This is a genomic window from Streptomyces sp. NPDC005141 (assembly GCF_053599975.1).
This window is the reverse complement of the sequence record NZ_JBSFYW010000034.1, coordinates 35,326-49,118: the sequence shown is the minus strand read 5'-3', so window position 1 is coordinate 49,118 and position 13,793 is coordinate 35,326. Positions and strand designations below refer to the sequence as shown.

Annotated in this window: 10 protein-coding genes; 4 read left to right on the top strand and 6 right to left on the bottom strand. The window is 70.7% G+C overall.

All coding sequences use genetic code 11. The features are described 5' to 3' along the window. The first annotated feature begins 9 nt into the window (after positions 1-9). The 3 genes from ACWD68_RS24960 (at position 10) to ACWD68_RS24950 (ending at position 3,172) form a co-directional block, all read left to right on the top strand. Positions 10-1,575, top strand: coding sequence for an APC family permease (locus ACWD68_RS24960; RefSeq protein ID WP_451808664.1), 1,566 nt, complete (start codon positions 10-12; stop codon positions 1,573-1,575). 195 nt (positions 1,576-1,770) lie between these two features. Beyond that, positions 1,771-2,553, top strand: a complete 783-nt coding sequence (locus tag ACWD68_RS24955) for a molybdopterin-dependent oxidoreductase (protein WP_451808707.1) — start codon at positions 1,771-1,773, stop codon at positions 2,551-2,553. Further along, positions 2,537-3,172 carry a cytochrome b/b6 domain-containing protein gene (locus ACWD68_RS24950; protein WP_451808663.1) on the top strand — a complete coding sequence of 212 codons (636 nt, stop codon included), beginning with the start codon at positions 2,537-2,539 and terminating at the stop codon, positions 3,170-3,172. Before ACWD68_RS24955 ends, ACWD68_RS24950 begins: the two co-directional genes overlap by 17 nt. A gap of 78 nt (positions 3,173-3,250) precedes the next feature. Here the strand turns inward: ACWD68_RS24950 and ACWD68_RS24945 are convergent, their stop codons facing one another. Next, entirely contained in the window at positions 3,251-4,648 is a 1,398-nt protein-coding gene (locus tag ACWD68_RS24945; protein ID WP_451808662.1) for a GntT/GntP/DsdX family permease, read from the bottom strand. 222 nt (positions 4,649-4,870) lie between these two features. Beyond that, entirely contained in the window at positions 4,871-5,398 is a 528-nt protein-coding gene (locus ACWD68_RS24940) for a gluconokinase (RefSeq protein WP_451808661.1), read from the bottom strand. A 130-nt stretch (positions 5,399-5,528) separates the two neighbouring features. Between ACWD68_RS24940 and ACWD68_RS24935 the strand changes: the two genes are divergently transcribed. Beyond that, positions 5,529-6,230 (top strand): FadR/GntR family transcriptional regulator, encoded by a 702-nt coding sequence (locus tag ACWD68_RS24935; RefSeq protein WP_451808660.1) that lies wholly within the window; start codon positions 5,529-5,531, stop codon positions 6,228-6,230. 58 nt (positions 6,231-6,288) lie between these two features. Here the strand turns inward: ACWD68_RS24935 and ACWD68_RS24930 are convergent, their stop codons facing one another. From ACWD68_RS24930 to ACWD68_RS24915, 4 genes are all read right to left on the bottom strand, one after another. Next, entirely contained in the window at positions 6,289-6,663 is a 375-nt protein-coding gene (locus ACWD68_RS24930; protein ID WP_451808659.1) for a YchJ family protein, read from the bottom strand. A gap of 4 nt (positions 6,664-6,667) precedes the next feature. Continuing rightward, positions 6,668-8,077, bottom strand: coding sequence for a M1 family metallopeptidase (locus ACWD68_RS24925; RefSeq protein ID WP_451808658.1), 1,410 nt, complete (start codon positions 8,075-8,077; stop codon positions 6,668-6,670). Between the two features lie 73 nt (positions 8,078-8,150). Continuing rightward, positions 8,151-12,026 carry a Pls/PosA family non-ribosomal peptide synthetase gene (locus ACWD68_RS24920; protein WP_451808657.1) on the bottom strand — a complete coding sequence of 1,292 codons (3,876 nt, stop codon included), beginning with the start codon at positions 12,024-12,026 and terminating at the stop codon, positions 8,151-8,153. Between the two features lie 336 nt (positions 12,027-12,362). Further along, entirely contained in the window at positions 12,363-13,385 is a 1,023-nt protein-coding gene (locus tag ACWD68_RS24915) for a glycoside hydrolase family 11 protein (RefSeq protein WP_451808656.1), read from the bottom strand. Positions 13,386-13,793: the final 408 nt, after the last annotated feature.

The window sequence follows — 13,793 nt, the reverse complement described above, 5'->3', positions numbered from 1 at the left end:
GACCCCGCGATGACGACGGGCAGTTCGAGCACATCGAGTACGTCGAGCACGGGCAGACCCGCCGCCGATGACGGCGGCATCAGCACCTTCAAGGGACAGGACCGCGCCCTGCGCGCCGGCCGGCTGGGCACGGGAGGGCTGCTGCTGTCCGTCCTCGCGGCGACCGCCCCGCTCATGGTGGTCGCGGGTGTCATGCCCGCTACATTCGCGGTGATGGGCATCGTCGGACAGCCGCTGCTCTTCGTCATCCTCGGCATCGTCCTCGTGCTCTTCAGCATCGGGTACGCCGAGATGAGCCGGCACGTCCACAACGCGGGCGCCTTCTACGCCTACATCTCGCGCGGGCTCGGCGGCACCCCGGGAGCGGGCGCCGCCGCGGTCGCCCTCGTCGCCTACAGCGCGCTCCAGGTCGGCATCTACGGACTCTTCGGCTTCGAGGTCTCCGGTCTGTTCGCCACCTACCTCGACACCCAAGTCGCCTGGTGGATACCGGCGTTGGCCGCCGTGCTCGCCGTCGGTGCGCTGGCCTGGCTGAAGATCGACGTCAACGCGTGGGTGCTCGGCGTGCTGCTCGTCATCGAGGTCACGCTCGTCGTCGTCTTCGACGTGGCGGCCGTCGGCGACCCGGCGGGTGAGGGTCTGTCGCTGCACGCCTTCAACCCGGACACGCTCACCGGCGCGGGCGTCGGTACCGCGCTGTGCTTCTGCATCGCGGCCTTCACCGGCTTCGAACAGGCCCCGGTGTACGCCGAGGAGACCAGCCGCCCGCACATCCTCGTGCCGCGCGTCATGTTCCTCGCCATCGGCTTCGTCGCGGTCTTCTTCGCGATCAGCTCCTGGGCGCTCACCGTCGCCACCGGACCCTCCGCGATCGTCGGGACGGCCCAGAAGCAGAGCGCCGGGCTGCTGTTCTTCCTCACCGAGTCCCGGCTCGGCGCCACCTTCACGGACGTCCTGCACGTGCTGTTCGTGACCGGCATGTTCGCGGCGCTCCTCAGCTTCCACAACGTCGTGGCGCGCTACGCCTTCGCCATGGGCCGCGAGGGTCTGCTGCCCACCGCCTTCGGCCGCACCTCCGGCGCCAGCGGTGCCCCCGGAACGGGCTCGCTCCTGCACACCGTCGTCTCCCTGGTCGTGGTCGGCGGCTTCGCCCTGGCCGACGACAAGCCGACCGGCGACCCGACCGCGCCCGTGCTGCAGCTGTTCACCTGGGGCGGCAACGTCGGAGCGCTCGGCGTCACCCTCCTGATGGCGTCCGCCTCGCTCTCGGTCGTCGTGTTCTTCGTCCGCCGCGGCGCGGCCCGCGCCCAGGCCTGGCGTCTGGTCACCTCCACGATCGCGGGCATCGCCCTGCTCGTCATCGCGGTCTACACGATCAAGGACTTCGACGTGCTCGTCGGCGCGGGCCCGGACTCCGCCCTGAACCTGCTGCTGCCCGCCGTCATCGGGGTCGCCCTGGTCGTCGGACTGGTCCAGGGACTCGTACTGCGCTCCCGCAAGCCCGAGGCACACGCCCGGATCGGCCTCGGCAACGAGGCGTTCCAGTTGGACAAGGCGGCCGAGTCCGCCTCCTGATGAGGCCCTCACGTCCTCTCCGGGGCCCTTCGTCCCGGACAGGACGTGAGAAGAGATGACGGAACGCTGACGGGCACCCGCCACCGCTGGATTTTTGGGGGTCGCGGGTGCTCGAATCAATGGGTGAACACTGAACGGCCCGGGGAACCGGACCCGGAGCGACCGCGATCGCGGAAACCGGAGCGGCCGGAGCCGCTGGAGCCGGAGCGGCCCGAGCCGCGGGAGCCGGAGCGGCCCGAGCCGCGGGCTCCCGAAGAATCCGATGATCCCGGGGAACACGGCAGGCCGATCGGCCGACGGGTACTGCTCGGCACGCTCGGATTCGGCGCCCTCGGCGTACTGACCGCGCCCACGCTCCAGCGCGGGATGGAGGCCTTCCTCGCCGGCGCCTCAGAGAAGGACCCCACCGGTCTGACGGGGCTGCTGCCCAACGGCGGCGGCTTCCGCTACTACTCGGTGGCCTCCTCCGTTCCGCACAAGAACGAGACGAACTACCGTCTCACCGTCGACGGCCTGGTCGACCACCCCACCAGCTACACCCTCGCCGACCTGCGCGCCCTGCCCCAGACCCGGCTGGTGCACGACGTCCAGTGCGTCACCGGCTGGCGGGTGCCCGGCACCCCCTTCGAGGGGGTACGCCTGTCCCACCTCCTCGACGCCGCCGGGGTGCACCACTCGGCCGGGGCGATCCGCTTCACCTGCTTCGACGGGACATACACGGAGAGCCTCACCCTGCGTCAGGCCCGCCGCCCGGACGTCCTGGTGGCCCTGCGCATGCAGGACAAGCCCGTGGGCCACAACCACGGCGGCCCCGCCCGCCTCTACGTCGCCCCGATGTACTTCTACAAATCCGCCAAGTGGCTCTCCGGCATCACCGTCACCAAGGACGTCCGTCCCGGGTACTGGGAGAACCGGGGCTACGACGTCGACGCCTGGGTCGGCCGTTCGAACGGACGCGACGATGAACCCACGAGTTGACGACACCCCGGCCGTGTCCGCGCACTCCTCCCGCGTACGGCGCTTCAGCCGGGCCGAGCGCTGGGTGCACCGGGTCACGGCCCTGCTGATGGGTGTGTGCGTGGCCACCGCGGCCTGCCTCTACATCCCCCAGTTCGCCGAACTGGTCGGCCGCCGCGAACTCGTCGTCCGCGTACACGAATGGGCCGGTCTCATGCTTCCGGTGCCGGTCCTGGCCGGCCTGGCCTCCCGCGCGTTCCGCCGCGACCTGGGCTTCCTGAACCGCTTCGGCCCGCACGACCGGGTGTGGCTGCGGGCGGCGCTGCGCCGTGACAAGGACCGGGAGTCCCGCCCCGCCGGCAAGTTCAACGCCGGACAGAAGATCTACGCCGCCTGGATCGCCGGGGCCACGCTGGTGATGCTGGGCACCGGCCTGCTGATGTGGTTCACCCACCTCACCCCGCTGATGTGGCGCACCTCGGCGACCTTCGTCCACGACTGGCTGGCCCTCACCGTCGGGATCGTTCTCGCGGGCCACATCGGCATGGCGCTGGGCGACCCGGAGGCGCGGCGCGGGCTGCGTACGGGATCGGTGAGCCGGCAGTGGGCCGACCGGGAACATCCGCTGTGGCGGCCGTGAGCGGGTCGTGACGACGACGATCGGCCCGTGGGAGCGCCGGGTCCGGCGCTCCCACGGGCCGATCGCGGCCGGCAGCTCCTAGATGACCAGGGACAGCAGCAGCACCAGACCTCCGGCCACCACCGAGATGATGGTCTCCATGACGGACCAGGTCTTGACGGTCTGACCGACGTCCAGACCGAAGTACTCCTTCACCAGCCAGAAGCCGGCGTCGTTGACATGGCTGAAGAAGAGCGAGCCCGCACCGATCGCGAGGACGAGCAGCGAGGTGTGGGTGGTCGACATGCCGGCCGCGAGGGGCGCGACCAGACCGGCCGCCGAGATGGTGGCGACGGTCGCCGAACCGGTCGCGAGACGGATCGCCACCGCGATCAGCCAGGCCAGCAGCAGCGCGGGGATCGACCAGTCCTTGGAGATCTCCAGGATCATCCGGCCCACGCCGGAGTCGATCAGGGTCTGCTTGAAACCGCCGCCCGCGCCGACGATCAGCAGGATGCCCGCGATGGGGGCGAGGGACTTCTCGACGGTCGTCGAGATGCGGTCCTTGGTGAAGCCCGCCGCCCGGCCCAGGGTGAACATGCCCACGATCACGGCCGCGAGCAGGGCGATCAGAGGCGCTCCGACGACGTCGAAGACGCGCTGCGTCATGTCCGTCGGGTCGTCGACGACGATGTCCACCAGCGCCTTGGCCAGCATCAGGACCACCGGCAGCAGCATGGTGGCGAGGGTCGCGCCGAAGCTGGGGCGCTTCTCCAGGTCCTCCGAGGCACGCTGCGGGATCATGCGGTCGGGAGCCTGGACGTCCACCCAGCGGGCCGCGTACCGCGAGAACACCGGACCGGCGACGATCACCGTCGGGATGGCGATCAGGACACCGAGAGCGAGGGTGATGCCGAGGTTCGCGTGGACCGCGTCGATCGCGACCAGCGGGCCGGGGTGCGGCGGAATCAGACCGTGCATCACCGACAGGCCCGCCAGCGCCGGGATGCCGATGCGCATCAGCGAGTAGTTGCCGCGCTTGGCGACCATCAGGACCACCGGGATCAGCAGCACGATGCCGACCTCGAAGAACAGCGGCAGACCGATCACCGAGGCGATCAGCACCATCGCCCACGGCATGGCACGCCCGCCGGCCTTCGCGAGAATGGTGTCGACGATCTGGTCGGCGCCGCCCGAGTCGGCGAGCAGCTTGCCGAGGATCGCGCCGAGGGCGATCAGGACCCCCACACCGGCCACGGTCGAACCGAGTCCGCCGGTGAAGCTGATGATGACCTTGTCGAGCGGGGCACCGGCGAACGCGCCGAGGGCCAGCGAGCCGATGGTCAGGGCCAGGAAGGCGTGCAGCTTGAACTTGGTGATGAGCAGGACGATGACGGCGATGCCCGCCAGCACGGCTATGCCCAGTTGAGCGTGGCCCGCCGAGGTGATCGGTTCGACGGTGTCCGCTGCCAGCATCTCGACACTGAGTCTGGTCACGGTGGTTCCCTTGCTTGAGAAACGGACGCGGGGGGAGGGGGTACGCGAAGAAGGCCCTCCGGACGGAAGGCAGGGGTGGAGAAGGCACCGCCGCTTCGCGGGACGGGTCGGTGCGGTGAAGCGCGGGCGCTGTCGCCGGGGGATGACGTCACCGCGAGGGCGCGGTGTCACCGCCGGGGGAGGGCCTCACCGCGAGGGTGCGGCGTCACCCCGGAGGAGGCCTCACCCCTGGGGCGGGGCGAGCCCGTCCAGTGCGGCCACGGCCCGTTCGGTGATCTCGTCGGGGCCGCCGGACACGTCCACCCGGACGCCCGCCTCGTCCGCCGCCAGCGGCTGGAGCGTGGCGAACTGCGAGTCGAGGAGCGCGGTGGGCATGAAGTGCCCCTCGCGGTGCGACATCCGGTTCTCGATGAGCTCGCGGTCACCGGTGAGGTGGACGAAGAGGACCCCGGGTGCCGCGGCCCGCAGCCGGTCCCGGTAACTGCGCTTCAGCGCCGAGCTGCTGACCACACCGCCGAGCCCGGCCCGGTCGTGCGCCCAGCGCCCGATGGAGTCCAGCCAGGGCCGGCGGTCCTCGTCGGTCAGCGGCGTCCCGGCCGTCATCTTGGCGATGTTGGCCTGCGGGTGGAAGTCGTCGCCCTCGGCGTACGGAACGCCGAGCCGGGCCGCGAGCAACGGACCGATGGTGGTCTTTCCGGTGCCTGCGACGCCCATGACCACGACGACATGGGGGGTGGGACTGTGCTGCATCGCGCTCTCGCTGTCTTCGTCGACATCTGATGTCGACGCCACTGAAACGCATTAGGTACGACGAATTCAAGAGTGTGTGACATATAAGTCTGACTTTTTGTTCTCGGCTCCATCCTCGTACGCTGGCCCCATGACCACACGGGGCCGGGGACTGCACGGACACGTACTGGAATCCCTCGGGCCGGCCATCACAGCGGGCGACTACCCACCGGGAAGCGTTCTGCGCACCGACGAACTCGCCCAGCGCTTCGAGGTGTCCCGCTCCGTGATGCGCGAGGCGGTCCGGGTGCTCGAGTCGATGTACCTGGTCGAGTCCCGCCGCCGCGTCGGCGTGACGGTGCGCCCCAAGTCCGAGTGGAACGTCTACGACCCCCAGGTCATCCGCTGGCGGCTGGCCGGCGCCGACCGCCCCCACCAGCTCCGTTCGCTCACCGTGCTGCGCTCGGCGATCGAACCGGTCGCCGCGGGACTGGCCGCACGGCACGCCACCGCCGAACAGTGCGCCGAACTCACCGAGTGCGCGCTCGGCATGGTCGCCACCTCACGCGGGCAGCAGCTGGAGGGATACCTCCTCCACGACGTCGCCTTCCACCGGGTGATCCTCAACGCGTCGGGCAACGAGATGTTCGCCCGTCTCGGTGACGTCGTCGCGGAGGTCCTGTCCGGCCGGACCCATCACGAGGTCATGTTCGAGGACCCCGACCCCGCGGCCGTCACCCTGCACGTCCAGCTCGCCGAGGCCGTCCGCGAGGGCGACGCGCGCCGCGCCGAGCAGCTCACCCGCGAGATCACGGTCGGCGCGCTCCAGGAGCTGGACATCCTGGCACCCTGACTGTCGGCGCACTCTGCCGGTCCGCGGGTCCGCGCACTCCGCCGGTGCGCCCCGCCGCTCAGTCGAGGAACTCCCCGTCCACGTACACCCAGGCCCCGTCCACCCGCTCGAACCGGCTCCGCTCGTGCAGCGAGCCGCCCCGGTAGGAGGCCCGGAAGGTCACGGTCCCCGCGGTGTGGAACGCCGAGCCCTGACCCGTGTCCAGGATCTCCAGGCCGGTCCACCGCATCCCGGCGTCGAACTCCACCCGGGCGGGCCGCGTCCGCGGATGCCAGGTCCGCAGCAGGTACCCCTCGTCCTCCTTCACGAAGGCGCAGTAGCGCGACCGCATGAGCGCCTCGGCGGTCGGCGCCGCGGCCTCGCCGCGATGGAAGCGCCCGCAGCACCGCGTGTACGGCCCGGCGAGCCCGCAAGGACAGGAACGGCTGGTCATCGTGTCAGTCTCCCCGGACCCGCGCCGGGTCGGTGTTCGTGGGCGGATAGGCGGGCCGGGCCGGCATCTCCGGCACCGGCATCTCTGGCACGGGCGCGGGCAGCGGCGGCAGCGCCGTCCCGTACAGCCACTCCGCGAAGAGGTCGTCCAGGGGCTCGGCCGCGTAGCGCGAGACGTGCGAGGCGAAGGCGGACGTCGTGACCGCGCCGCCCCGGTGCAGGGTCGCCCAGCCGCGCAGCATGCGGAAGAAGGCCTCGTCGCCCATCGCACAGCGGATCGCGTGCACCGTGAGCCCGCCGCGCTCGTAGAGCCGGTCGTCGAACATCAGCTTGCGTCCCGGGTCGGACAGCAGCAGGTCCTGCGGCAGCGCGGACAGCTTCCGGTGCGCCGCGGCGGCCAGCTGACGCGCCGGACGTCCGCCGGAGCGCTCCGACCACAGCCACTCGGCGTACTTCGCAAGCCCCTCGTTCAGCCAGATGTGCCGCCAGTCCGCGATCGACACGCTGTTGCCGAACCACTGGTGCGCCAGCTCATGCGCGATCAGCCGCTCCGAACCCCGCGTCCCGTCGACATGGTTGGCGCCGAACAGCGACAGTCCCTGCGCCTCGACCGGGACGTCGAGCTCCTCCTCGGTCACCACCACCGCGTACTCGCCGAACGGATACGGCCCGAAGAGGCTTTCGAACAGCTCCATCATCGCGGGCTGCCGTGCGAAGTCCCGGGAGAACTCCGGGAGCAGCTGAGCCGGCAGATGCCCGGACTGGGGTACGCCCCCGAGGCCCGGGTCGCCGAGCAGCACCGTCTGGTACTTGCCGATCGACATGCCCACCAGATAGCTGGAGGTCGGCGCCGACTGCTCGTACACCCAGGTGGTCGTCGACGCCTTCGTCGTCCGCGTCAGCAGGCGCCCGCCCGCCACCACCGCGTAGGAGGACGGCGTCGTGATCGAGATCTGGTAGGAGGCCTTGTCGGCCGGCCGGTCGTTGCACGGGTACCAGGACGGCGAGCCGATCGGCTGGCTCGCCACCAGTGCCCCGTCCTCCAGCTCCTCCCAGCCGAGTCCGCCCCAGGGGCTGTTGACCGGCTTGGGGTTGCCCGACCAGTGCACCTCGATGGTGAACGCGGCGCCGGACCGGACCGGCTTCGGCGGACGGACCCGCAGCCTGCCGCCCCGGTGCGTGTAGTGCGGCGCCTTGCCGTCGATACGGATCCGGCCGATCCGGAAGTCGGCCAGGTTCAGCTGGAACTCGGTCAGCGGCGAGCGGCCCGCTATCGCGTTGATCCGCGCGGTGCCGGAGAGCCGGTTCGGGCCGGGGCGGTAGTCCAGCGAGAGCTCGTACCGGTGCACCCGGTAACGGGCATCGCCGTTGGCCGGGAAATAGGGGTCCGATCCGGCTGTCTGCTGAACGCTCACTGCTGCGACTGCTCCCTGCCCTGTGCTCGACGTACCGCTGTACCGCCCTTCGTATCCGATCAGGTCACGTCTTCTATGAACGCCAGGCCTCGATCGGATTGCCCAGCCAGCGGGTGTCGTCGGGAACGGACTCCGCCGCCATCACGAGCGACGCGGGACCCAGGGTGGAACGGGCCCCTACGGTGCTGCCGGGCAGGACGATTCCGCCCGGGCCCAGGGTGGCGCCCTCACGGAGGACCACAGTATCCGTCCGCAAGATCCGGTCGTGGAAGAGGTGGGTCTGCAGTACACAGCCCCGATTGACCGTGGCCGCGTCCCCGAGCGTCACCAGATCCGTCTCGGGAAGCCAGTAACTCTCGACCCACGCGCCCCTGCCGATCCGGGCGCCCAGCCCGCGCAGCCACGCGGTCATCAGCGGCGTACCGGGCACGGCTCCCGCCAGCCACGGCACGGCCACGACCTCCACGAAGGTGTCGGCCAGCTCGTTGCGCCACACGAAACCGCTCCACAGCGGATGCTCACCGGCGCGGTGCCGGCCGACCAGCAGCCACTTCGCCACGATGGAGACCAGGCAACCGAGCACGCCCACCGCGAGCAGCACGGCCCCCGAGAACGCCCACGCCCACGGGCCCAGCGCACACAGTGCGGCGACCGTCAGCACGGCCAGCGCCGCCGAGCAGAGCACCGGCACGAGCCGGCACAGCTCCACCAGACCTCGGGCCCACAGCAGCCGGGCCGGCGGGTCGTAGGTACGGCTCTGATCGCCGCTCTGCGCGGAACGCGGCAGTTTCACCGGCGGCAGCCCCAGATACGAGGTGCCCTTCTTCGCCTTCTTCGGCGTCGCCGACAGCACACCGACCAGACCGCCGTCCGGCACACTGCGGCCCGGAGCGGTCATCCCGGAGTTGCCGAGAAACGCCCGGCGGCCGATCTCGGCCCGCCCGATGCGCATCCAGCCACCGCCGAGCTCATACGGGGCGGTCAGTGTGTCGTCGGCGAGGAACGCACCCTCGCCGACCGTCGTGAGACTCGGCAGCGCGAGCACGGTCGACACCTCGGCGCCCCGGCCGATGCGCATACCCAGCAGCCGCAGCCACACCGGCGTGATCAGCCCGGCGTACAGCGGGAACAGCACCTCCCGGGAGCGGTCCATCAGCTGGGTGACCGTCCACGCCTGCCAGCCGATCCGGCTGTGGGTCGGATGCGTGCCCTCCCGCAGGCCGAGGCTGAGCAGCCGTACGGAGACCAGGAGCAGCACCGCGTACGCGAGACCGAAGGCGAGCGTCGCCGGCACCAGGCCGAGTACGGCGCCGCGCAACGCCTCACCGAGGCCCGCGTCCGTGCTCACGAACACCCGGATCACGAGCAGCGCGGCGACGGAGGCCAGCACGGGCAGCGCGCTCAGCGCGAACCCGGTCGCGCCGTACATCGCCCGCCAGTACGTGCCGCGCTGCGGCCTGTCCTTGGGCCATACACGCTTGGCCTTGCCGAGCTTGACCGCGGGCGCGCCGGCCCACCTCTGCCCGGTCGGAATCTGCCCCGCCACGGCGGAACCCGGCGCCACCTCGGAGCGCTTGCCGACCCGGGCGCCCGGGAAGAGGATGCTGCGGGTTCCGACCACGGCACCGGCGCCCACCTTCACGGTGCCGATCTCCAGCCGGTCACCGTCCAGCCAGTACCCCGACAGGTCCACCTCGGACTCGACGGCGGCACCCCGGCCCAGTTTGAGCATGCCGGTCACCGGCGGCAGCGAGTGCAGATCCACGTCCTGGCCGATCCTGGCGCCCAGGGCACGGGCGTACCGCTCCAGCCAGGATCCGGTCAGCGAGGTCGCGCCGCTGAACCCGGCGAGCCGTTCGGCCGTCCAGAGCCGCAGATGGACGCTCCCACCGCGCGGATACCGGCCGGGCTTCACCCCGCGCAGCAGCAGCCGCGCACCGCCCGCGGCGACGGCGAGCCGCCCCGGCGGGCTGAAGAGGACAAGCGCACCGGCACCCACCAGCCACCACGAGGTGCCCGGCGCCCACGGATACGGACCGAACCGGTGCAGTACGTTGCCGACCGCCGCCAGTGCCACGGTCCAGCGCAGCCCGAGCAGGCTGAACAGCGGGATCAGCACCAGCAGCTGGATCAGCTTGGCGCGCAGCGGGACCGGCGCGATGGTCCGCTCGGCGCCGTCGTCCTGACGGGACTTCTCCAGGTGCCGGGCCAGCTTGCGCAGGACGGGCTGCTGGTAGATGTCGAGCACGGCGGCGCTCGGGTAGCGGTCGCGCAGCCGCGTGGTGAGCTGGGCGGCGGCGAGACTGCTGCCGCCGATCGCGAAGAAGTCGTCGCAGGAGCTGCCGACGGGGATGCCGAGGACCTCGCTCCACTGCTCGGCGAGCCAGGCCTCGGTGCCGTAGAGCTGCTCCTTGGCACCGCCGGTATCCAGGCCCTCCAGCGGCCAGGGCAGCGCGTTGCGGTCGACCTTGCCGGACGTCCGGGTCGGCAGGTCGTCGACCGGGGCGATCAGCGGCACCAGGGCGGCGGGCAGTTCGGCGCGCAGCTTCTCGACGGCGGCCGCCCGGTCCCAGCCCTCCTGGATGACGACGTAGCCGACGAGGAGCTGATTGCCGCCGCGCGCGGTCCGCACGGCGGCGGCGGCGCCCGCGACCCCGGGCAATCCCTGGAGCGCGGCGTCCACCTCACCCAGCTCGATCCGGCGTCCGCCGAGCTTGATCTGCTCGTCGGCCCGCCCGAGGAAGATCAGCCCCTCGGGTTCGGCCTTGACGAGGTCACCGCTGCGGTACGCCCGCTCCCAGCCCAGCGACGTGAGCGGCGCGTACTTCTCGGCGTCCTTCTCGGCGTCGAGGTAGCGGGCGAGTCCGACCCCGCCGATCACCAGCTGTCCACTGCCGCCCATCGGAACCAGCTCGCCGGCCTCGTCGACGACCGCCAGCTCCCAGCCGTTGAGCGGCAGCCCGATACGGATGGGCTCGTCGCCGGTCAGCAGCGCGGCACAGGCCACGACGGTCGCCTCGGTCGGCCCGTACGTGTTCCAGACCTCCCGGCCCTCGGTCACCAGCCGCTGCGTCAGCTCGGGCGGGCAGGCCTCGCCGCCGAAGATCAGCAGCCGGACCTCGTTCAGGGTCTCGGGCTCCCACAGGGCGGCGAGGGTCGGCACGGTGGAGACGACGGTGATCTCCTGCTCGACCAGCCAGGGCCCGAGGTCGGCGCCGCTGCGTACCTGGGAGCGCGGCACGGGCACCAGGCAGGCGCCGTACCGCCAGGCCAGCCACATCTCCTCGCAGGAGGCGTCGAAGGCGACGGAGAGGCCCGCCATGACCCGGTCGCCGGGGCCGATGGGCTCCTCGGCGAGGAAGAGGTCGGCCTCCGCGTCGACGAAGGCGGCGGCGCTGCGGTGGCTCACGGCCACGCCCTTGGGCCTGCCGGTGGAGCCCGAGGTGAAGATGATCCACGCGTCGTGCTCGACGCCGGGCCGTCCGGCGGGGACCTCGGAGCGGCCGGTGACCGTCAGCTCCTGCCCGGCCCCGACGACCGCGCGCACGTCCGCCTCGCCGAAGACCAGCTCGGCCCGCTCGTCGGGGTCCTCGGCGTCCACCGGAACATAGGCGGCACCGGCCGCCAGGACGCCGAGGATCGCCACGTACAGCTCGTTCGTGCCGGACGGGACCCGCACGCCGACCCGGTCGCCGAGACCGACCCCGGCCTCAGCGAGCCGCCACCGTATGCCCTCGACCTCGGCGGCCAGGGCACGGTAGGTGAGGGCACGCCGGCCGTCGTCGAGAGCGGGCTCGTCGGGGTACGCCCGAACGGAGGCGTCGAGGATGTCGACGAGCGTGCGCGGCGAGGCGGCCGAGGAGGCGGAGAAGCGAGCCTGGTCACCGAACTCCGCACGCACCTCGTCGTCGGACAACGCGAGTGCGGGGCCTTGCTGGAGGGCTGCCATCGGGTCCTCACGTGTTGTTCCCGGAACGTCCGGGGAGCCGGTGGGCCCGCAGGTACGCCTGGGGATATTCCGGTCCAGCTCCAAACAAGCCTGGAATTTTAGTACGACGCTAGCCGCGGGCCTGGTCGTCAGCCATGCGAGGCCCGCTCCGGGTGCATCGGAACCCTTGATTCCGGCGCTCTGACGTGGGGGTATGTCAACGTGACGAGATCTGCCCCACATCTGCCCGTAACGCACCGATCACAATGAGCGAGGGCCGCGACCTCATGGTCGCGGCCCTCGCCGTTCCAGGTGGAGCACCACGGACGCGCTGTTCCTCCGCGTGTTCCCGCCGGGTCAGTTCGTGCTGCAGGAGACCGTCGGCCAGGTCCAGTTGCCGTTGGGCTGGATGGTGACCCCGAAGGTGTTGCCGTTGCCGTTGGGTTTGGCGGTCAGTACCTGGGCGCTGGGATAGGAGGCGCTGGTGTTCCAGGTGGAGAGGACCTTCGCGGGGGAGGGGACGTTGAGCGTGACGGTCCAGTTGCTGGAGCCGGTGACCGCGACGTTGAGGTTGTAGCGGTCGTTCCACTGCTGTCCGGCGGACAGGGCCGCGGTGCACCCGCCGCCACCGCCACCGCCGCCACCACCGCCGCCCGAACCGGTGTCACCCACCGTGATGTTGGAGTTCCCGCTGCTCTGGTATCCCTCGGTGGCGAGGATCATGTAGTAGTTGAAGCTGCCCAGGGGCATTCCGGCGCGGGCCCAGGCGTCGAAGTGGTTGCCGGTGGTGATGGTTCCACCCGTCCTCTTCGACTGCCGGACGCTCCAGTACTGGTCGAAGGTGCGCGTGCCCTCGACGGAGGGGGCGTTGATCCGCGTCGTCTTGTAGATGTCGTACGTACCGCCGTCGCTGGTGACCGTGCCCTTGAACGTTCCGGTGGGCCGGTAGGTGCCCCAGTTGTCGACGATGTAGTACTCCACGAGCGGGTTCGACGTCCACCCGTAGAGAGCCAGGTAGGCGTTGCCGGACGGGTTGAAGGTGCCCGAGTAGGTCACACTCCTGCGTCCGCCGTTGCTCCAGCCCTTGCCCGCGACGAAGTTCCCGGTGTTGCTCCAGGAGGTGCTGTAGTTGCCGCTGGAGCCCAGGTTCATCGAGACCGTGCCCGGTGAGTCGGTCCAGAACGAGTAGTAGTAGCCGTTGTTGGTGCCGGTCTGGTTCGAGGTGACGACCGTGTCGGCGTGGGCGGTGCCGGGCAGGGTCAGCGCGGCCACGGCGACCAGCAGCATGGTGCAGACACCGCTGATGAGCAGCCGGAAGTGACGGAGCGCCCCGAAGGGGCCGCTGGCGCGGCTCGACGGGCGTGCGGGTGCGTCGATCATGTGCGTGTTTCCTCCTCGTTCTCGTGAGACCGGTGGGGGCCGGGGGGCGTGACACGGTTCTGGAGGGGCTTCGCGAGGTCGCGGAACAGGCGTGACGGCGACCGCGCGAACATCGCGCGACACGGCCGGGATTGAGCTCTGTGAATCGCGATTAGTGTTGATCTGGCCCTGTCAACTGTCAATACTTTCGGCTGCGAAGCCGAAACATTCGTCCAAGCTGGCAACTCTGCAGCTGGCATTCTGCCTGTTCAGAGCTGGTCCATGGTCTCTTCGGGTGAGATAGATCGTCCGCTGCGCACCGGTCAAGATCAAACAGAAGGCCAATTCTTCGAAAGTTTCGAAGATTGCGGATCGTGCTTCGGAGATCGGGGGAGCGGGCATCGCCGCATGGGGAGGGCGGGACCGATG